This is a genomic window from Rhizobium sp. ZPR4 (genome assembly GCF_040215725.1).
Lineage (GTDB): Bacteria > Pseudomonadota > Alphaproteobacteria > Rhizobiales > Rhizobiaceae > Rhizobium > Rhizobium rhizogenes_D.
Genome location: NZ_CP157968.1, coordinates 529912 through 549830, shown reverse-complemented (window position 1 = coordinate 549830; position 19919 = coordinate 529912). Strand labels below are relative to the sequence as shown.

General features: G+C 59.9%; 18 protein-coding genes and 2 pseudogenes. 11 read left to right on the top strand and 9 right to left on the bottom strand.

Annotated elements, in window-relative coordinates:
• Nucleotides 1-272 precede the first annotated feature (272 nt).
• The 5 genes and pseudogenes from ABOK31_RS22100 to ABOK31_RS22080 all read left to right on the top strand — a co-directional run bounded on the left by ABOK31_RS22100 (nucleotide 273) and on the right by ABOK31_RS22080 (nucleotide 4892).
• Nucleotides 273-779: pseudogene (locus tag ABOK31_RS22100) on the top strand (HIT family protein).
• 82 nt (nucleotides 780-861) lie between these two features.
• Nucleotides 862-1503: a glutathione S-transferase family protein gene (locus tag ABOK31_RS22095; protein ID WP_349961261.1), complete on the top strand. Its 642-nt coding sequence runs from the start codon at nucleotides 862-864 to the stop codon at nucleotides 1501-1503.
• Nucleotides 1504-1676: 173 nt separating this feature from the next.
• Nucleotides 1677-2843: a GGDEF domain-containing protein gene (locus ABOK31_RS22090; RefSeq protein ID WP_349960835.1), complete on the top strand. Its 1167-nt coding sequence runs from the start codon at nucleotides 1677-1679 to the stop codon at nucleotides 2841-2843.
• A gap of 260 nt (nucleotides 2844-3103) precedes the next feature.
• Complete coding sequence (locus ABOK31_RS22085) at nucleotides 3104-3805, top strand: GntR family transcriptional regulator (protein ID WP_174181593.1); 702 nt, start codon at nucleotides 3104-3106, stop codon at nucleotides 3803-3805.
• Between the two features lie 124 nt (nucleotides 3806-3929).
• Nucleotides 3930-4892 (top strand): dihydrodipicolinate synthase family protein, encoded by a 963-nt coding sequence (locus ABOK31_RS22080; protein ID WP_349960832.1) that lies wholly within the window; start codon nucleotides 3930-3932, stop codon nucleotides 4890-4892.
• Nucleotides 4893-4987: 95 nt separating this feature from the next.
• On the opposite strand, the gene ABOK31_RS22075 is transcribed toward ABOK31_RS22080, so the two are convergent.
• The gene (locus ABOK31_RS22075) at nucleotides 4988-6025 is read right to left on the bottom strand and encodes an Ldh family oxidoreductase (RefSeq protein ID WP_349960830.1); all 1038 of its coding nucleotides are present in this window, start codon (nucleotides 6023-6025) and stop codon (nucleotides 4988-4990) included.
• A gap of 159 nt (nucleotides 6026-6184) precedes the next feature.
• On the opposite strand from ABOK31_RS22075, the pseudogene glnQ reads away from it, so the two are divergent.
• From glnQ to ABOK31_RS22060, 3 genes and pseudogenes are all read left to right on the top strand, one after another.
• A pseudogene (gene glnQ, locus ABOK31_RS22070) lies at nucleotides 6185-6472 on the top strand (glutamine ABC transporter ATP-binding protein GlnQ); the annotation flags it as partial.
• Nucleotides 6472-7713, top strand: coding sequence for an FAD-binding oxidoreductase (locus ABOK31_RS22065; protein ID WP_349960828.1), 1242 nt, complete (start codon nucleotides 6472-6474; stop codon nucleotides 7711-7713). The pseudogene glnQ and the gene ABOK31_RS22065, both read left to right, overlap by 1 nt.
• A gap of 72 nt (nucleotides 7714-7785) precedes the next feature.
• A complete protein-coding gene (locus ABOK31_RS22060) occupies nucleotides 7786-9474 on the top strand; it encodes an aconitase X (protein WP_349960827.1) in 1689 nt (562 codons plus the stop codon).
• A gap of 94 nt (nucleotides 9475-9568) precedes the next feature.
• Here the strand turns inward: ABOK31_RS22060 and ABOK31_RS22055 are convergent, their stop codons facing one another.
• Nucleotides 9569-10597 (bottom strand): proline racemase family protein, encoded by a 1029-nt coding sequence (locus ABOK31_RS22055; RefSeq protein ID WP_349960825.1) that lies wholly within the window; start codon nucleotides 10595-10597, stop codon nucleotides 9569-9571.
• 237 nt (nucleotides 10598-10834) lie between these two features.
• Here ABOK31_RS22055 and ABOK31_RS22050 point away from each other — a divergent pair, with 237 nt between their 5' ends.
• Nucleotides 10835-11509 (top strand): GntR family transcriptional regulator, encoded by a 675-nt coding sequence (locus tag ABOK31_RS22050; protein WP_349960823.1) that lies wholly within the window; start codon nucleotides 10835-10837, stop codon nucleotides 11507-11509.
• A gap of 38 nt (nucleotides 11510-11547) precedes the next feature.
• Here the strand turns inward: ABOK31_RS22050 and ABOK31_RS22045 are convergent, their stop codons facing one another.
• The 5 genes from ABOK31_RS22045 to ABOK31_RS22025 all read right to left on the bottom strand — a co-directional run bounded on the left by ABOK31_RS22045 (nucleotide 11548) and on the right by ABOK31_RS22025 (nucleotide 16363).
• Nucleotides 11548-12309 (bottom strand): SDR family oxidoreductase, encoded by a 762-nt coding sequence (locus ABOK31_RS22045; RefSeq protein WP_349960822.1) that lies wholly within the window; start codon nucleotides 12307-12309, stop codon nucleotides 11548-11550.
• A 13-nt stretch (nucleotides 12310-12322) separates the two neighbouring features.
• Nucleotides 12323-13135: an ABC transporter permease gene (locus ABOK31_RS22040; protein WP_174181576.1), complete on the bottom strand. Its 813-nt coding sequence runs from the start codon at nucleotides 13133-13135 to the stop codon at nucleotides 12323-12325.
• Nucleotides 13135-14001, bottom strand: coding sequence for an ABC transporter permease (locus ABOK31_RS22035; protein ID WP_174181575.1), 867 nt, complete (start codon nucleotides 13999-14001; stop codon nucleotides 13135-13137). The genes ABOK31_RS22040 and ABOK31_RS22035 overlap by 1 nt, the downstream gene beginning before the upstream one ends.
• Nucleotides 14002-14085: 84 nt before the next feature.
• Complete coding sequence (locus ABOK31_RS22030; protein WP_349960819.1) at nucleotides 14086-15249, bottom strand: spermidine/putrescine ABC transporter substrate-binding protein; 1164 nt, start codon at nucleotides 15247-15249, stop codon at nucleotides 14086-14088.
• A gap of 22 nt (nucleotides 15250-15271) precedes the next feature.
• A complete protein-coding gene (locus ABOK31_RS22025; RefSeq protein WP_349960817.1) occupies nucleotides 15272-16363 on the bottom strand; it encodes an ABC transporter ATP-binding protein in 1092 nt (363 codons plus the stop codon).
• 187 nt (nucleotides 16364-16550) lie between these two features.
• On the opposite strand from ABOK31_RS22025, the gene ABOK31_RS22020 reads away from it, so the two are divergent.
• On the top strand, nucleotides 16551-17363 hold the full coding sequence (locus tag ABOK31_RS22020) for a helix-turn-helix transcriptional regulator (protein WP_349960816.1): 813 nt from the start codon (nucleotides 16551-16553) through the stop codon (nucleotides 17361-17363).
• 114 nt (nucleotides 17364-17477) lie between these two features.
• On the opposite strand, the gene ABOK31_RS22015 is transcribed toward ABOK31_RS22020, so the two are convergent.
• Together ABOK31_RS22015 and ABOK31_RS22010 are read right to left on the bottom strand one after the other, a co-directional pair.
• Entirely contained in the window at nucleotides 17478-17762 is a 285-nt protein-coding gene (locus ABOK31_RS22015) for a hypothetical protein (protein ID WP_349960815.1), read from the bottom strand.
• Nucleotides 17762-18559 carry a thioredoxin family protein gene (locus ABOK31_RS22010; RefSeq protein ID WP_174181570.1) on the bottom strand — a complete coding sequence of 266 codons (798 nt, stop codon included), beginning with the start codon at nucleotides 18557-18559 and terminating at the stop codon, nucleotides 17762-17764. The genes ABOK31_RS22015 and ABOK31_RS22010 overlap by 1 nt, the downstream gene beginning before the upstream one ends.
• A gap of 120 nt (nucleotides 18560-18679) precedes the next feature.
• On the opposite strand from ABOK31_RS22010, the gene ABOK31_RS22005 reads away from it, so the two are divergent.
• Nucleotides 18680-19900, top strand: a complete 1221-nt coding sequence (locus tag ABOK31_RS22005; protein ID WP_349960813.1) for a helix-turn-helix domain-containing protein — start codon at nucleotides 18680-18682, stop codon at nucleotides 19898-19900.
• The last annotated feature ends 19 nt before the right edge of the window (nucleotides 19901-19919 follow it).

Here is a 19919-nt window from a genome sequence, read left to right as displayed (position 1 = left end):
GCGCGGAAGGCTGAAGTTACAGCATTGCGGCCTGGTAATGAGGCGCTGATGTAGCTTCGCACTCAGTTCCCTGCGAGGTGCAGAGTTATCGATAGCTCAATTTGACGCGGCGCGCTCGCCGCTCACTCCCCAAATCCGAGACACGCCATCCATTCTGCTCCATCTAGCAAGTGGAGCAGAATGGATGGCATTGCCGGTGTGACTTCCCAACCTGAATTGATGCGCTAAACTGAAAGTCGATACGTCGCCGAGTAGCAGGGCACAGGTTCAGAATGAACGACCGGCAGCCATTTGATCTCAAGGCCTACGTGCACGACAGCGAAACAAAACCATGCTTCATCTGCGGCCTGGTCAGGAATGATCCTTTATGCTTTCACCACCGCATTTTTGAGGATAGCGAGACGATTATCTTTCTGAGCAAATACCCAACTTTGCCCGGTTACTGCCTTGTCTGCCCGAGGGAGCACCGCGAGGATTTGGCTCAAGATATGTCGACGGATGAATATCTCAGATTATAGAAGAAGGTGCATGTGTTGTCCCGCGCCCTAAAAAGGACGTTTGACGCCGAGCGAATTTATGTACTTTCGCTCGGCAGCCAAAAAGCCAATAGCCACTTACATTTTCATGTCGTCCCCTTGCCGGCAGGTGTGCCGCTCGAAGAGCAGCAATATCATGCATTGATGGCGGAACATGGGGTTCTGCATATACCTGATGACCAAATGGCGCAGATGGCGCGACGGATCACGGAAGCTTACCATTCTGAGCTGAGCACACCGTAGTCGGGCAGTAAGCTTTCGGGTTTAAAGCCATACCGGTGTCAATGAGTATCCTTATCGCGATAACGACACATTTGGACTGAGGATAATGAGCAAGCCGCGGTTGTTCGGTGCAGACTACAGCGTTTACGTGCGGATCTGCCGTCTCGCGCTTCTTGAGAAAAACGTCGATTACGACTTGGTTCCAGTCGATATATTTGCCTCGGAGAGTGCTTCGGCGACCTATCTGGAGAGGCAGCCTTTCGGCAAAATCCCGTCCTTTGAGCATGATGACTTTCGCTTGTATGAGACCGGAGCGATTGCCCGATATGTGGATGACGCTTTTCCGGGAAGCGCCCTTCAACCGGCGGAGCCGAGAAAGCGGGCTCGGATGAACCAGATCATCAGCATAGCTGACGCTTATGTCTATCCGTATCTGGTTTGGGGGATGTATGTTGAGCTTGCAGCCAAGCCGGCGCGAGGTGAGCAGCCCGATGAGAGCCGCGTGGCTCTATCCCGGGCAAAAGCTGCGATATGCTTGAAGGCTCTATCCGAACTCCTTGGCACCGGCCTTTGGCTTGCCGGTGACGATCTCACGCTTGCCGATCTCTATGTCGCGCCAATGCTTGACTACTTCCTTATGCTTCCCGAAGGCAGGAAAACTCTCGTTGAAATACCAAATCTATGGGAGTGGCAGCAGCGAATGGGCTATCGAGAAAGCTTCCGGAAAACGCGGGCCATAACCTAGTTGGAATGAGGGATAATTCCGACAATTCGAATGCGACGTCCAGAAGCCCCGGTCGGAGTGAAGCCGAGCTACCTGCCTGATCGGCAAGATCTTTAGCAGCCCAGTTGGCAAAATCTTTAGATCGTCCGGAGTATCGAGGCCGCGATGCTTTCCGGTTGCTTTGGTAGTTTTCGATGATCAATGAATTAGATATGCCAACGGTGCTCTTTCTTCAAAAGACATCCTATATCGCTGGTGCGGTGACTTTGGGTTATTTGAAGTACAGCGCAAATGAAAGCCGCGGCATCGGTTTGCTTGCCTCAAGTTTCGTAATTCTCGCGGCGGCATCAACATTGGCCGGATATGCCGAAACCCACCCGGCATTCTATGCGCCTCTCAGCCTTATCAATCTCGTTTGCGCCGTGCTTGGATATTCGTTGCTCGGCTCATCTTTCGTGGTGATCAGCGATCCCGACAGAAAGGTGATGCCGGCTTTTGCATTGCTGCCCGGACTGCTGACCTTGCTCGCCGGAGCTCTCACGGCATTTCATTTGAACAATACATATCGGGCAGCGGCATTCAATTTCCTCGCCTGCGTGATGCTTGCCGGTGCGGCGATCGTCATCTTCAGGGACTCGTTTCGCGAACCGTTGCCGATCAGAAAATTCGTTGCCGCAATATTATTGGCCTGCAGCCTGTTATCGCTGATAATGGCCCTCGAGTTTTCGTTCCATTCTTTCGTCCTTTTCGATGTGGCGAGCGGCTTCCTGCTGATGATCCTTTCCAAGTTCGTGCTGGCATTGTCGATTGTCATCTTCATAAGCGAGCGCCAACAGGTAAAACTCAGACAAACAGCCGAGCGGGATGGCTTAACGGGTCTCTATAATCGCCGCTTCTTCAATGAGAACGTGTCCGGACGGCTTCGGGATGGAGATGCTCTTCTTTATCTCGATATCGATCACTTCAAGCATCTCAACGATCGTTGGGGTCATGCGGCGGGAGATGACGTTCTTGTTGCCGTCTCGCGAACGATAGAGGCGGTCCTGCCGGCTTCCGCCATTTTTGCACGGCAGGGCGGCGAGGAGTTCATAGTCTTTCTTCCCTTGAAAGCAGGATATCCGCTTGTTCAGGCCGAGCGCATTCGGGAAGCTGTTCAGCGAACCAGATTTCCGGATCTCGGGGCCGATGTGGTGGTGACGACAAGCATTGGCATTTCGAAGGTGAGCCGGGAATGCAGGTCGCTTTCCGAGCTTTGCCGCGAAGCGGATCGTGCCCTCTATCTGGCAAAGGCAGCCGGACGAAACCGGGTGTGTGACGCGAGCAGCGACTTTGTCGCTGAAGGTTACGTTCGCTCGGCATGATCCCCGCTCAACTCGCCGGATCATTGTGACCTGAAGGCGCTTTCGAAAGAATATCTGGAGACGGAGTAGGGGCAAGCAACGGAGGCCGGCGTATCATGTTGCTTGCAGACCGTTGCAGAGCATAGCGTCGGCATCGAGGTTGCTGAATAGGAACGAGGCAATTCTCGATTTCTGGCAAAGGCCTGGAATGCCGGGAAGCGGCGTTGATTTAGCTGGCATGCCCCTTTATTTCTCACGCTGAAAGAAGAGGTCAGTTAGCCATGGATAATGAAACAAGCCTCCGAAACGAGCGCAAGCGCGGCTCCGGCGTGAAGGTGGTCTACGATATCTTGCGGGACGAGATTCTGGATCTGGAACTGCCACCGGGCAGCCCCATCGATGAGGTGCAGCTTTCCGAACGTTTCGGCATGTCGCGCACGCCTATCCGCGAAGCGTTGGTGCGGTTGGCGGGCGAAGGGCTGATCGACACGCTACCCAACCGCTCGACCATGGTCTCCCAGATCGACTTTCTCAACATGCACAGCTATTTCGATGCCCTGGTCCTGATGTACCGGGTGACAACGCAGCTTGCCGCGAAATATCACCGTCCGGAAGATCTCGAAGGTGTGCGCGCGCTTCAGGCTGAATTCGCCGATGCCGTCGAAGCGCAGGATGCGCTCGCCATGATCTCCACCAACGCCGCGCTGCATCTTGCGATCGCCGAGGCTGGCCGTAACCCTTATTTCACTGGCCTCTTCTCGCGATTGCTGAATGAGGGCCGGCGCCTCCTGCGCCTCTATTATCAATCCTACAACGATCGTCTGCCGCGCGGTTTCGTCGAGGAGCATGATGAAATCATTGCCGCCGTCGAGACGCGGGATACGGAACTTGCCGAGCGCCTCGCGCGCGAACATGCTGAACAGATTGTCGCCCAGATACAGAAATTGCTGATGCGCGGAGATCGCCTCGACGTCAGACTTTAATCTGCATATTTCTTGTCGACAAAATAAATACAAGGGTATATCAATGCTGCAAAGATGGTGAGGCGCGGTGGCTGATGCTGCTGGGCTGGTAACCGATCCACTCCCGGTCCAAGAGGATAGACAGATGACTGCAAGCATTTTCTCCGGCGTGATCCCAGCCCTGATGACCCCGTGCAAAGCCGATCGCAGCCCCGATTTCGATGCGCTCGTGCGCAAGGGCAAGCAGCTGATCGCCGAGGGAATGTCGGCTGTCGTCTATTGCGGCTCGATGGGCGATTGGCCGCTGCTGACCGATGCGCAGCGCATGGAAGGCGTAGAACGGCTGGTCAAGGCGGGAGTGCCGGTCATCGTCGGCACCGGCGCCGTCAACACGGCATCGGCCGTCGCCCATGCGGCACACGCGCAGAAGGTTGGCGCGAAGGGTCTGATGGTCATCCCCCGTGTGCTCTCGCGCGGCTCGGTCATCTCCGCACAGAAGGCGCATTTCAAGGCGATCCTCACGGCGGCACCCGATCTTCCGGCCGTCATCTACAACAGCCCCTATTATGGCTTTGCAACGCGCGCCGACCTGTTCTTCGCGCTGCGCGCTGAACATGCCAATCTCGTTGGTTTCAAGGAATTCGGCGGTCCTGCCGACATGCGCTATGCCGCCGAAAACATCACCAGCCGCAATGACGACGTCACGCTGATGATCGGCGTCGACACGGCCGTGTTCCACGGCTTCGTCAATTGTGGTGCGACCGGCGCCATCACCGGCATCGGCAACGTCTTACCCAAGGAAGTCATCCATCTCTGCAACCTCGCCCAGGCTGCAGCCAAGGGCGACGTCGATGCACGCCAGCGTGCGCTGGAGCTTGAAGCCGCACTCGCTGTCCTTTCCTCTTTCGACGAAGGCCCGGATCTGGTTCTCTTCTTCAAGCATATGATGGTACTGGAGGGCGACAAGGAATATGAGCTGCATTTCAATGAAAGCGATGTCTTGAACGACAGCCAGCGCGGCTATGTTGAGGCGCAGTTCAAGCTGTTTAATAGCTGGTACGCCGAGTGGAGCAAGCTTCCTGGTGCCGTGGAAAAGTACAAGGCCTAAGCTCTTGTGATAGCCTAGGCGCAAGATGCGAGAGGCCCCCACGGGGCCTCTTTTTTATTATCTTACGTTTGTATTCACTTACATTTCAAAGTCGTTCAGACCACGGCGTCAAGGCCGAGTTCCTGTAGGCGGTCGAGCTGGCGGATTTCCTCCGCGGTCAGCGGGATGCCATCCTTTTCCGCACGAGCGCGAGCGGCGAAGCGACGCTGCGAGGGCAGACGCGCGCCTTGGCCGACAATCGCTTCGAACAGCACTTCGGCACGGGCGAGCGGATTTCCAGGTCGACCGGCCGCGAAGGTCTCCGGCGAGAAGGCGACGATGAGTTCGCCGTGCCGCGGTGCGAAGGCCGTAGAGCCGAGATAATCGAGCGCCTCGCGGCTGGTGAAGTCACCGATCATGACGCCGGCCAGAAGTTCGATCATCGTGCCGATGGCCGAGCCTTTGTGCCCTCCGAACGGCAGCATTGCGCCAGCGAGGGCGGCTTCCGGATCCGTGGTCGGTTGGCCGTCGGCATCGATCGCCCAGCCTTCAGGAAGCGGCTTGCCTGCGCGTCGGTGCAGCTCGATTTCGCCGCGGGCGGCAACCGAAGTCGCGAAATCGAAAACATAAGGCGGGCTGTCAAGGCGCGGCCAGCCGAAGGCGAAGGGGTTCGTTCCCAGGAGCGGTGCCGAGCCGCCGGCCGGCGCCACGGTGGAATAGCTCGGGCACATGGCGAAGGCGGCAAGGCCGCGATCGGTCAGGGCTTCCACTTCCGGCCAGAGCGCGGCGAAATGTGTGCAGTCGTTGATGGCAAGTGCGGCAATGCCGAAGCGGCGAGCCCGTTCTGCAAGCACAGGCATGCCGAGTTCGAAGGCGGCATTGGAAAAACCGCTCTTGGCATCAACGCGGACGACGGCGGAGCCATCATTTTGTTCGAGAACCGGCACCGCATCCGGCCGTGCCTTGCCGGCCTTGACCGCGCGCAACACGCCTTCGATGCGGTAGATGCCGTGGGACTTGCAGGCATCACGTTCGCCTGCGACGATCACCCGCGCGATCGCCCCGGCCTGCTGCGCATTGATGCCGGCTTTTGAAAGGATCGCTTCGACACGGCCTCGCAGCGCATCCGGTGTCAGGGTGGTCACGTCGGTCAATTTCGGTTCTCCCATGATATGCTCGCTTGCATCATAGACTTGAAAATTATAAATACAAAAAGAATACAAAAGATCGACATGGAATGCTGTCGCGCATTTCGGCTTCAGCTGAGGAAGGTCAGTGGAATTACCGTCACCCGCAAATAGCAGGCCGCTGCAGCTGAAGAAATGACGGCAAAGCAAACTCATACTGGCGTTGCCGAGACGTTCCCGACTCCTCCGGCTAGAGCGCTTGCCATGTCGCCGGAACATATGTTGTTTGATGAAGTAATATCTGCGCTTGATCCCACACCGGGAGGAGGGATGACCATGATCTGCCTGACGCTTAGAACAGCGTTTGCCCGCGATGTCTCGGATCGAGTCGACTATTTCGATCAGGGCATCATGACCAAGATCGGCAAGCCCGAACATCTGGAAACACAGAAATTTCTCGCGAGCGTGCGTTGATGGCAAGACCGGACGTTATCGTCATTGGGGCTGGGGTCGTCGGCCTTTCCGCAGCGATTACGGCGCAGTCGCGCGGTTTGAGCGTCGTGGTCATGGACCGTGAGGGACCGGCTGCTGGCGCTTCCGCCGGCAATGCCGGAGCCTTCGCCTTCACGGATATCCTGCCGCTTGCATCGCCAGGCATTTTGAAGAAGGCGCCGAAATGGCTCCTCGATCCACTTGGGCCGTTGTCGGTGCCGCCTGCTTATGCGCTGCAGATCGCGCCCTGGATGTTCCGTTTCTGGCGGGCCTGCCAGCCCTCGCGCGTTGCCCATTCCACGGCGGCACAGACAAGCCTGATGGATCTCTCCAAGGCGGAGCTGGAGCCTTTCCTAGCCGCGACAAATACGCTCTCCATGTTGCGCAAGGAGGGCAATCTGCAGGTCTATGAAAGCGAGGCGGAATTCCGCTCTTCTCTGCCCGGTTGGGACGTGCGCCGCAATCACGGCATCGAATTCCAGCATCTGAAAGCCGACGAGATGGCAGCGATCCAGCCGGGGCTTGCATCGCGCTTCATCCTCGGCACCTTCACGCCCGGCTGGTATTCCATTGCTGATCCCAAGCTCTACACACTGGCGCTGGCCGCGCATTTTCGTAGCCGCGGCGGCGTCATCGAGACGGCGGAGATTTCGTCACTTCGTGCAATGCCTGCTGGGGTCGAAGTGGTGGCTGCGGATGGAAAGCTGCGCCAGGCCGGCAAGGTCGTTCTGGCCGCCGGCGCCTTCTCGCACCGGATAGCCAAGACGCTTGGCGAACATATTCCGCTCGAGACCGAACGCGGCTACAACACGACACTTCCGGTCGACGCCTTCGATCTGCGCACGCAGGTAACCTTCGGCGGCCACGGTTTCGTCGTCAGCAAGCTTTCGACCGGCATCCGCGTCGGTGGTGCGGTGGAGCTGGGCGGACTTGCCTTGCCACCGAATTTTCGCCGCTCCGAAGCCATGCTGCAGAAGGCGCGCACCTTCCTGACCGGTCTCAAGCCGGAGGGCGGTGTGCAGTGGATGGGTTTCCGTCCGTCGTTGCCCGACAGCCTGCCTGCGATCGGTAGCGCCAAGGCGACGCCGGACGTGATCTATGCATTCGGCCATGGCCACCTTGGCTTGACCCAGTCGGCTGGCACGGCGCGTATCGTCGCCGATCTTTTGACACGGCAGGCACCGGCGATCGATCTGACGCCATTCTCGCCGCAACGCTTTTAATGCAAACAGGCATGCCGATGTAGGCTTCCGCATCGGTGCTTACGATCCTCTCGCATCTGGATCTATGGTGACATGAACGACACGACATCGGCTCGCAGCATCATGGGCGGCACGGCAGAGGGCCGCGTCGTCGCCACGCAGGAAGCTCTCAGTTTTTGGGGCGGGGTTGACCCCGCCACCGGCAAGGTCATCGATATCCATCATCCCCTGCATGGCGAATGTCTGACAAGCGCGGTGCTGATGATGCCATCGAGCCGCGGTTCCTGCAGTGGCTCCGGCGTGCTGCTCGATCTGGCGCTGACCGGCCGCGCACCGGCTGCATTGATCTTTTGCGAGGCAGAAGATGTACTGACGCTCGGCGCGCTTGTTGCCGCCGAAATGTTCGGCCGGCAGCTGCCGGTCGTGCGGCTCCAGCCTGAAGTCTTTGCGCGCCTGTCGCAGGCAAAGACGATTCGGATCGAAAGCACCGTCATCATGGCGGATGGCGAGACGATGCCGCTTGCGCCGCCTGCCACCTCGGCGCTCACGCTGACGGACGCCGACCGCTCCATGCTTGCCGGAGGCGAAGGCGTTGCTGTTGCTCAAGCCATGCGCATCCTGACCGCGATGGCGGCTCAACAGGGTGCCACTTCCCTTATCGACGTGACGCAGGGCCATATCGATGGATGTATCTATGCGAGCCCGGCCAACCTGACCTTTGCCGAAAAAATGGCGGAGCTTGGCGGACGCGTGCGTGTACCCACGACCATGAACGCCATTTCGGTCGATCGCGCCAATTGGCGGTCGCAGGGCGTACCCGAGGACTTCGGCGACCCCGCTGCGCGGCTCGCGGACGCCTATGTGCGCATGGGCTGCCGCCCGACGTTCACTTGTTCGCCCTATCTGCTCGATAGCGCGCCGGGCGCCGGCGAGGCCATCGGCTGGGCGGAGTCCAATGCCGTCATCTTTGCCAACAGCGTGCTTGGCGCGCGCACGGCAAAGCATCCGGACTTCCTCGATCTCTGCATCGCCTTGACCGGCCGAGCGCCGCTTTCAGGCGCCTATCTCGATGAGAACCGCAAGGCGACACGTATTCTGGACGTCAAACTGCCGGAGGGCCGCGATGATGCTTTTTGGCCGCTCGTCGGCTATCTCGCCGGTAAAGCGTCTCCCGATCGCATTCCGTTGCTGCGCGGTCTGGCCGCCGGGCACCCGTCGCGCGACGACCTGAAGGCGCTCTGCGCTGCCTTCGGTACCACCTCGGCGGCGCCCATGCTGCATGTGGAAGGCGTAACGCCGGAGGCTGTCGATGCTCTCAATCCGAAGGCCGATCGTCTCGCGATCACGCGCACCGACATGGCTGCCGCTTGGAAAATGCTGAACGAGGGACCGGAGACCGTCGAGCTCGTCGCCATCGGCAGTCCGCACGCCTCGCTTGCCGAATGCCGGGCACTCGCTGACGCTTTTGGCGGGAGGCGTCGTCTGCCTGAGGTGATGGTCATCGTCACGGCAGGGCGCGATGTCATCACCGCTGCCGAGGCGGATGGGACGCTGGCGCGGTTGCACGACAGCGGTGTGCAGGTTCTGCCTGATCTCTGCTGGTGTTCGATCTCCGAGCCAGTCTTTCCGCCCGGCACGCGGGCGGTCATGACCAATTCAGGCAAGTACGCGCATTACGGGCCGGGGCTCAGCGGCCGCGCGGTTCGTTTCGGAAGCCTTGCCGATTGCGTGGAGGCGGCTGTCACAGGACGTGTGGCTGCGAGTCTTCCTAGCTGGCTTTGAGGAAATCAGCGTCGGATGATCCGGCGCAAAAATGTCCTCATTCAGATTTGCGGAACACATTCTGGTAAATGCCTTCCGCAGCAATATTTCCCGTTCAATCATCCATCGGCCAGGTGTCCGACAGCCGATAGCCGGCCGGGAAGGGGTCATCCGGGTCGACCATCAGCTGATGTGTGCCGATGACCCAGGCGCGGCCTGATATGATCGGGCTGATCGCGGATTTGCCGTTGAGATCGACGGCGCCGTCGATGCTGCAATGGAATTCCGTATCGATGAGCGACGTCCCGACGAAGCGATCGCCGACCTTCATCTGACCCTTTGCGTGCAGAACGGCCATGCGCGCCGAGCATCCGGTGCCGGTCGGCGATCGATCGATCTTGCCGGGGCGGATCGCGACGGCGTTCTTCCCCCACAAAACGCCATCCTTCATCTGCACGGGATCGGTGATCTGGCAAAAGGAGATGTGGTTCCAGTCGTTGACGGGATGGCGGAAACCGAGCTGTTCATTGGCTGCTTCGGTAATTTTCACGCCGAGCCGGGCGATGTCGCGTGCCTGGTCGGGCTGAAGGCTCACGCCAATCGACGCCGCATCCACGAGCACGAAACTATCGCCGCCGTAGGCGGTATCCACCGTGATCGTGCCGATGCCTTCGACTTCCAGCTTCGTATCGAGCTTGTCGGCAAAGGACGGGACATTGCGCACATGAATGCGCTCAGCCTTGCCGTTGCGGCACTCCGCTTTCACTTCAATGAGACCGCCCGGCGCCTCCAGCACCATACGCGTGATCGGCTCTTGCATCGGGATGATGCCGGTGTCGAGCAGAACGGTGGAAACGCAGATCGAGTTCGATCCGGACATGGGCGGCGTGTCGGCCGGCTCCATGATGATCCAGGCCATCTGCGCTTCGGGGTTTTTCGGCGGAACCAGCAGGTTGACGTGGCGGAAAACGCCGCCGCGCGGCTCGTTCAGAACGAAATTCCTCAAGGTTTCGTCCTCGGCGATCCAGCGCGACTGCTCCCAAACGGTCGCGCCGGGAGGAGGGGCAACCCCGCCGACGATGACATCGCCGACTTCTCCCTCGGCGTGGCAACTGACAACATGAACGACTTTCGATGTGCGCATCTCTGTTTCGGTCCTCCGGATTCCCATGTGGTGAATAGTCAAACTTGATCAAACGATCACCAACGCAATTTCAAGATCGTATACGTTATCCTATAATTTCAGATAACGTATACGATCTTGGGTGCCGGTCAAGGTGCATGGCGCATCTTGCGCCGTTCAGGAAGATCAAGATATTGAAAGCATATCGCGGCGCCAAGCTTCGATCAGCTTTTGCCGTCTCCGGGGAATAACGACTGAATGCCTCTTAATGTCGAAGAGATACCCAATCTGGGAAAGGCGCCGAGCACATCCGACGTGATCCTGAAATTCATCCGGGATTCGATCGCCGACGGTTCCCTCGACGAAGGCGAGCCGATCCGTCAGGACGATGTCGCGCGTCTCTTCAATGTCAGCAAGATCCCGGTCCGCGAGGCGCTGAAGCGCCTTGAGGCAGAAGGGCTGGTGGAATTCCATCGCAACAAAGGGGCGATCGTCACCAGGGTTTCGGAGCCTGAGATCGCGCAGATCTTCGAAGTCCGCGCCATTCTGGAATCGAATGCGCTGAGGCTTTCCGTGCCCTTCATGACGGAGGCGACCTTCGAGAAGGCGCAGGGTTATTGCGACGCCTTTGCGGGGGAGGCGGACGCTGCGCGCTGGTCGGAGTTGAACTGGCAATTTCACAGCTGCCTCTACGAAGACGCGCAGAGGCCTTATCTGGTCAGCACGATTCGCTCCGTCAACGACCGGCTCGAACGCTACTTGCGGGTCCAGCTCACCTTGTCGCACGGCAAGGAAACAGCCGACCGCGAGCATCGCGAATTGCTGGCGATCTGCAAAACCGGCGACGTGGAAAAGGCAGCCGCTTTTTTGACCGATCACATCATGCAGGCGTGCCAGTCGCTATTGCACCACCTTCCCGCCAAGCGGCGCTGACGGCGGCCCGCAGTATCCGCTTTCGATCACGCCATAGGCTAGACGACCGTTTCGCCGCCATCGACCACGAGGATTTGGCCCGTCATGTAAGACGAGCGATCCGAAACAAGGAAGAGGATCGGCTCGGCGATCTCCAAAACGTCGGCCCAGCGCCCAAACGGCACCTTCTCGGCGATATAGCTTTCGATGGCGCTGCGTCCGCCCATTTGCGCGATGAACGGCGCATTGAAGGGCGTGTCGACCCAGCCGGGGCAGAGCGCGTTGACGCGGATGCCGAAGCGGGCATAGTCGCCCGCCATCTGCTTGGTCATGGCGATGACCGCGTGCTTGGAGGTGGTATAGGCGATCATCTCGCGATCATAGAGGACGCCCGATGACGACGAGGTGTTGAGGATTACGCCCTTGCCGGCCTTTTTCATGATTGGCATGACGAAGCGCGAGGCCATGAAATGTGCGCGGACGTTCAGGTTCCAGGATGTGTCGAAGCCCGCGATTGCGACGTCTTCCAAACTGCCTGCCACCTGCGATCCCGCGTGATTGTGCAGGATATCGATACGGCCGTGCTTCGCTGCAATCGCTGCAATGCCTGCCTCAAGCGCCTGATCGTTCGTGACATCGACAACCAGGCTTTCGGCGCTGCCGCCGGCAGCCGCGATCTGGCGCACCGTCTCTTCGGCATTTGCCAAATCGATGTCAGCGACGATCACATGCGCGCCTTCGCGCGCCATGATCAGCGCGCCGGCGCGGCCGATGCCGGAGCCAGCTCCGGTGACGATTGCGACCCGATCCTTGAGTATCATGTGTTTTCCCTGGTCAGTTTGTCGTTGTCTTTTCACGCATCAGGAAACGCGCGATGAAAATGAGGAAGAGCGATGCGATCAGCACCATGGTTGCGATCGCGTTGATCTCCGGCGTGACGCCGCGACGGATCGAGGCGAAGACATAGATCGGCAGCGTGGTGTTCGATCCCGCGACGAAGAAGGCGATGATGAAATCGTCGAAGGAGAAGGTGAAGGCGAGCAGGAAGCCGGCGAGGATCGACGGCATGATCTGCGGCAGCACGATCTGCCGGAAGGTGGTCAACGGCGTCGCGTAAAGATCGCTCGACGCCTCGACGATATCGCGGCCGAGGCTTGCGATACGCGCTTTCACGATCATCGTCACCAGCGCCATGGTGAAGAGCCCGTGTGCGGCGATGATCGAGCCATAGCCGAGTGCGAATTTAGGCGGCTGATCGCCGGGCCAGACGGCCGCGATCAGCGGGTTGATGATGCCGAAAACCTCGACCAGTGCCACCAGCGTCGCAATGCCGATAACGACACCCGGCACGACGATCGCCGCAGCAAAGAGCCCGTCAAAGACGGCACGGGCGCGAGGACCGAGCCGCTCCAGGCCGATTGCGGCCATGGTGCCGAAGATTGCCGCGAGTGCCGCACTGGTAAAGGCGATGATAAGGCTGTTCTGCAGGGCTTCCATCAGGAAGGTGTTCGACAGTGCCCGCCCGTACCACTGCGTCGAAAAGCCGGTGAACTCGCTGGCATTGCGACCCGCATTGAACGAGAACAGGACGACGAGCGCTATCGGTGTGTAGAGGAACAGATAGACGAAAGTAACGAGCGCGCGCATCAGACGAGATCCACCTGGCGGGTGCCAGCAACGCGCCAGGCGATGCGCATGGCAACCAGCAGCACGATGACGACGACGGCAACGAGCGTCACGGCGATCGCCGATCCGAACGGCCAGTTGCGTGATTGCAGGAAGAGGTCGACAAGTGCATTGCCGATGAAGAACACCTTGCCGCCGCCCAGCAACTGCGGGATCAGATATTCCCCGAGGAGCAGGATCGTCACCAAGGCGACGCCGGTCATGACGCCGGGCAAGGACAGCGGCAGCGTAATGCCGAAGAAGGTCGAGACGGGTCTGGCGCCGAGGTCGGCTGATGCCTCGAGCAGTCGGCGATCGAGTTTTTCGAGGCTGACAAAGATCGGCATGATCATCAGCGGCAGATAGCCGTAGACGATGCCAAGCAGAACGGCACCGGGCGTATTGATGAGCCTGACGTTCTCGATGCCGACGAATTCAAGCAGATGCGGGATACCGCGCGCGCCGAGCAGATACATCCAGGCGTATGTGCGCACCAGGAGACTCGTCCAGAAGGGCACGACAACAAGAGAAACGAGCAGGAGGCGGCGCTGCGGGCTCGCCTTGACGGCGAGATAATAGGCCACCGGATAGGCTACGAGCAGGCAGGCGGCGGCACCGATCGGCGCAAGGATGAGCGTATTGACGAAGGCGGCCGAGCGCGAGCCAAGGTTGGCGAATTGCGCGAAAGTAAAGGCGGCCTGATAGCCGCCCTCAGGTGCACGCTCGCCAAAGGCGAAGATGATGATGGCGATGAAGGGCAGCACTAGGAAAACGAACAGCCAGATGCTTGCCGGCCCGACAAGGGCAGCGGTGACGAGGCGCCGTTTGGTGGCAGGGTTAAGGGGCATCGAAAAGTTCTTTATCCGCCGGTTCTAAGCGCGAGGCCGGCCCTTGCCGCCATGGCGACAGGGGCCGGAGTTAAGCGAAGCCGATCAGGCCGACTTGAAGCGGGCCATCAGCTCGGCGCGGCTCGGATCGGTGAGCGTGACTGCTGCACCGAATTCGAGCGGTGTCAGCGCGGCCTCATCCGGATAGACGATCTTGTTCGACGTGATCTCTTTGGGCAGGAGCTCGATGACGCGGCTGTCGGTGGTCGGCGCGCCGTTGGCGATATGCTCCTTCACCGCGTTCTTCGGGTCCATGAGATAGTTGAGCAGGGCGTAGCCGGCCGCCTTGTTCGGCGCATCCTTCGGGATCGCATAATAGTCGGTCCAGATTTCACCGCCGTCCGTGCCGAGCACATAGGCTAGTTCGGGCATGTCGCGATTGAGCTGCGCACCGTCATTGGTCCAGCACATGGTCAGCCAGGCGTCGGTTGAGCGCATTGACGGCTGGTAGTCGGAATTGATGGCGAAGAGATGAGGCTTGACCTTGATCAGCAGTTGCTCTGCCTTGGCAAGCTCGTCCTGCTTGATCGAGTTGAAGTCGTAGCCGAGAGAGACCAGCGCGCTGCCAATGGTTGTCAGCTGATAGTCGTGTACCATGGCGCGACCATCGGCCTCTGTCTGCGCCACCTCGAAAAAGTCCTTCCAGCTCGCAAGCTTTGTCTTGATCTTCTTGGTGTTCACGGAAAAGCCCGTCGTGCCCCAGTTCTTCGGCACGGCATAGGTCTTGCCGTCGATCTGCCCTTCCTTGGTGAAGCGCGGGCTTTCCGTTGTCTGGCTGAAGTTCGGGATCTTGGAGAGATCGAGTTCTTCGATGAGGCCGAGCTTATGATAGGTCGAAATCGTGTAGTTGGTCGGTACGAACAGCGACCAGCCTGAGGCACCCGCCTGTAGCTTGGCGAGCATTTCCTCGTTCGAGCCGAATACATTGACCTCGACGGCGACGCCGGTTGCCGCCTTGAAGTTCTCGAAGGTTGCCGGGTCGTGATAGTTCGGCCAGGTGGCGATCGACATTTGCGTGCCGAGCTCGCCGGCTGCATAGGCCGGCGTCGACAGTGCGCCCGGGACGCGCGACAGAACCGCGGTCGCAAGGCCGAGGCCGGTGATATTCAGGAAGTGACGACGGCTGACGGAGCCGCGCTTCAGGCGCATGAACTCATCCATGAAGCCTTCGGCGGAGATGGGGAGATTGTCCTTATAATCCTTGCTCATGATGCTGTTCCCTTGTTTTGGCTTATGCATTCGATGCTGGAAAGACGTGTAAGGCTTTGGGGTCGAAGCCGAGGAAGACATCTTCGCCCGGACCCACGAGATCGCTTTCGTTCATGCTGCGGCGATCTGAGGTAATCAGGAAATCACCAAGCCCGGGGACGGTGACCGCATATTCGGCCGACGAGCCCAGGAAGATGCGATGCGTCACCGTGCCCTTGAAGGACATGCCCGAAGCGACCGCACCGCGACTGAGATGGATTGCTTCCGGGCGGAGCGCTGCGATCGCCGCTCCCGGTGCCAGCCGCTTGCCAGCCGAAAGGACCGAGCCGTCCGCAAGGCGAAGCGTCTCGCCATCGGCTTCCATCGTCGCTTCTATGCGGTTCGTCTTGCCGACGAAATCGGCGACGAAGAGATCGGCGGGACGGTCGTAGACCTCCTGAGGCGTGCCAAGCTGCCGGATACGGCCGGCGCTCATCACGCAGACGATATCGGCCATCGACAGCGCCTCTTCCTGGTCATGGGTGACGAGAACGAAGGTGATGCCGAGTTCGCGCTGCAGCGTCTGAAGCTCGATTTGCATGGCCGAGCGCAGCTTCTTGTCGAGCGCGGCAAGCGGTTCGTCGAGCAGGAGCACGGAAGGACGGTTGACGATGGCGCGCGCCAGCGCGACGCGCTGCTGTTGGCCGCCCGACATTTCGTGGATACGCCGCTTGGCAAAGCCACCGAGCCGTACCATCTCGAGCGCTTCGGCGACGCGGCGCTCGACCTCGGCCGACTTGATCTTCGGACGCATCTGCTTCAGCCCATAAGCAACGTTCTGCTCGACGTTGAAATGTGGAAACAGCGCATAGTGCTGGAACACCATGTTGACCGGGCGCCGGTAAGCGGGCACGCCGTTCATCTCGCGCCCATCGATCAGCACGGTGCCTTCGCTCGGCTGTTCGAAGCCGCCGATCATGCGCAGGCACGTCGTCTTGCCGCAGCCGGAAGGCCCGAGAAGCGCCAGGAATGCGCCCTTGGGCACATTGAGATTGATGTCCGTTACGGCGGTCACGGCGCCATAGTTTTTCGTGACCGAACGGAATTCGATATCGTTCGTTGAAGCGGATGCCACGTCTGTTCCCTGCGGTTGGTCGGCAGTCTTTGATCTGCCTTATTGCCACCGTCGTTAAGGAAAGAGTAAGCCTGGGCTTCCTGCGAGGTATATACCCCGAAAGAGGTATTTCGGCGCAAAAGACTTCGTGGAAGGTATATATAGGGGCTGCGCTTGTTGGCGCAGGGCGGCAGAGGGGATCCGTCACATGAGCACCGACCTTGAGGGGCTTTTTACTGCCTTCAACACGACGATCGGCCGATCGACGATGACGGATTCCGAATTCGGCGAGACCTTTCGGCAGATGATGGCGGCGCTTGTGCGGTTCGACTATGTGGTCGTCTTCGCCTATCGCGGCAAGGAACGGCCGATCGACCTCTACAGCACCTTCGACCGCGACGAGCATATCGTTTTCGTCACGCTCTATCAGGCCGGCCCTTATCTACTCGATCCCTTCTACCACACGGCGCGCAGCCGCCGCGAAGGCGTGCTCAGGATGCGAGAACTGGCGCCGGATCGCTTCTTTTCCAGCGAGTATTACCGGACCTATTATGTCCAAACCGGCTTGGCCGAGGAGATCGGCTTTTTCGTCAATGCCGACGAGAACGTTACGATCGTCCTCTCATTGATGCGACGTGAGAAGACCGGTGTTTTCCCGCCGGCGGAATTCATGACGCTGAAGAAGGTCGAGCCGCTCGTTGCAAGCATGGTGAGACATTATTGGTCCGGCTTGGCTTCCCGCTTCGATGCGCAACTGGCGGCCGGTGGCAGGAGCCGGCGCAGAAAAGGCGAGAGCGAGGCCGTCCCGCCAGCCGAAGCCGTCTGGCGGGATCTCAATCTGACGAGCCGGGAGACCGCGATCGTCGAGCTCGTCCTGCAGGGGCATTCGTCGGAATCGATCGGCCTGAAGCTTAATATTTCGACCGGCACGGTGAAGGTCCACCGGCGCAACGTCTATCGCAAGCTCGGCATTTCCTCCCAGACCCAGCTGCTCTCGCTCTATCTCAAGAACCTGGCTTAGCGTTGCCGGGACATGGAGCGGTTCAGCGTTTCACGGAATCGCCAAACCGCTCTATCTGTTTGTTCCTGTGCAATTCCGGACGGAAAACTGCTGCGCACTTTTCCTGGAATTGCTTTAGCCCGTCACACGAGCGCCATGTCCTTCTCTCGCGAGCAGCTTAAGCCAGGGGCCGCAGTGAAAAAGGCCCATGAGCAGATACATCGGCGCCATCCCACCAAACATCGAGCTATCATGGGCCGAGCAGATCATATCGCCGTCCGCGCCATAGGCCGATAGTGCGGTCATGAGGGCGAAGCTCGGGGCTGCCGCTAATGCCAGCCATCGACTGGCGATGACAGGTAGCGCAGGGTCGGCGGCATGTCCGCCGGCCCTTTCGTTGCTTTCGGATGAGCTAGACATCAGTTCGCTCCGTAGCGATCGTGATGCCTCCACCACACGCCGGTCTCATTGCGGCCGAGTGGTGCGCGATCGAGCCACTGATACATGCCCCAGAGACCATCAAGGCCGCGGGCATAGGACGAGTAGGTGTGATAGATGTCGCCGTCCTGTATCGCGAAGGCGCTGACGCCAGGCCGGTCGCGCGTGTAGGTCGCGACATCCGTCCCCGTCATTGACGCCATCAGTTCGACCGGGCCTTCGCTGCCGCGCAGCTCCCATTGCTGCATCGTCTTGCCCGCTTGAGCATCGGGCATCGGCGGCTCGCGACGGTAATTATATTCGATGCTGCCGTCGCGCTGTTCCTCCGGCGTGAACCAGACATTGAAATCATGGTTGAAATCGCTGTTGGCCGAAGAGGCCCAGTTGAAGGTCCAGCCCATGCGCCGCTTGAATTCCTGCAATTTCATGAGAGGCGCGCGGGAGACCGCGGAAAAGGCGACATCATGATTTTCGAGATGCACCGCGATGCCGTTGAAGCCGTCGGCGATTGACGAGCAGGATGGGCAGCCGGCCGCATAATCCGTTCCGAACATGAAATGATAGACGAGAAGCTGCGAGCGACCCTTGAAGAGGGCCGAGAGAGGCACGACGCCCTGCTCGGTCTCGAGCCGGTAGTCCTTCTCGACCTTTACCCAGGGCAATTCCTGGCGGCTCGCGGCGATCTCGTCGCTGCGCCGGGTCAGCTCCTTTTCCTGCTCCAATAGGGAAAGCCGGGCTGAAAGCCATTCCTTGCGCGTTCCTGTCTTATGCATCGTCATGGTTCATCTCCTCTTGTCTGTCAGGTCTGTCCTTGTCGGCACTGCATCTTGCCAGCCGATATGCGATAACTTACCGCTGGAGGCGTAAGGGGTGGGAGTTACAAGTGTGACGGGATTTCGATGGACTCGCTGATCGTCGCGGCAGCTCAGGCGCTCGCCGCCGGTGATGCGTTGGGCGCGCTGAAGCGCGTGGCGCTGCGGGACGATGGGCCGGCACTGGCGCTTCGCGGCATCGCCATGGCGCAGCTCGGCGATCTCGTCCGTGCCAAGGTGCTATTGAAGAGTGCCGCGCGGGCCTTCGGGCCGCGCGAGACTGTTGCCCGTGCTCGCTGCGTGGTGGCCGAGGCGGAGATTGCGTTGGTTTCGCGAGATCTCGGCTGGCCGGAAAAGGCGTTGGAAACGGCGCGGGCTGCACTCGAAAAGCAGGGTGACCGGATCAATGCCGCCCATGCCCGCAATCTGCAGATCCGCCGCCTGCTGCTCGTCGGTCATCTGGATGAGGCCGAGCGATTGCTGGCGAAACTCGACCCATCGCCCCTGCCGCCTGCCGCAAGGGCAAGCCATGAACTGGCGGTCGCCGGTATCGCCGTTCGCCGCCTGCGGATCGAGCCTGCGCGTGCCGCTCTGACGCGTGCGGAGGAAGCAGCCCGCAAGGCAGGAATCCCCGCTCTTGCAATCGAGGTGCGTGATGCGGCGCGTATTCTCGACGAACCGGCCGCCCGCCTGGTGGCCAAAGGGAGCGAAAGGTCATTGTCGCTGGATGAGGTCGAGGCGCTTTTAGCGTCCGATGTCTTGGTCGTCGATGCCTGTCGCAACGTCGTGCGCAGTGGCGGGGGCATCATATCGCTTGCGAGCCGGCCGGTGCTTTTTGCCCTTGCTCGCGTGCTTGCGGAAGCGGCTCCAGCCGATGCGTCGCGCGCGCTGTTGCTTTCCCGTGCATTTCGTGCCCGCCACGCCGATGAATCTCACAGGGCACGGCTGAGGGTCGAGATCGGAAGGCTTCGCGCCGCTCTGGAACCGCTCGCCGAGATCAGCGCGACTGCGGAAGGTTTTGTGCTGACGCCGCGGCATGCGCGTAACGTCGTCGTGCTGGCGCCGCCGGTTGAGGTCGAGAATGCCTCAGTGCTCGCTTTGCTCTCGGATGGTGAATCCTGGTCGAGTTCGGCATTGTCGATCGCACTGTCTACAAGCCCACGTACGGTGCAGCGCGCGCTCGACGCGCTTGCTGCTATCGGGATGGTGCAAAGCGTCGGCAACGGACGGGCCTGTCGCTGGATGATGCCGCCGGTCGTCGGCTTCCCGACAACATTGTTACTCCCAGGCCCGCTGCCGAGCGACTAGGCTCTCGCATCATTGACAC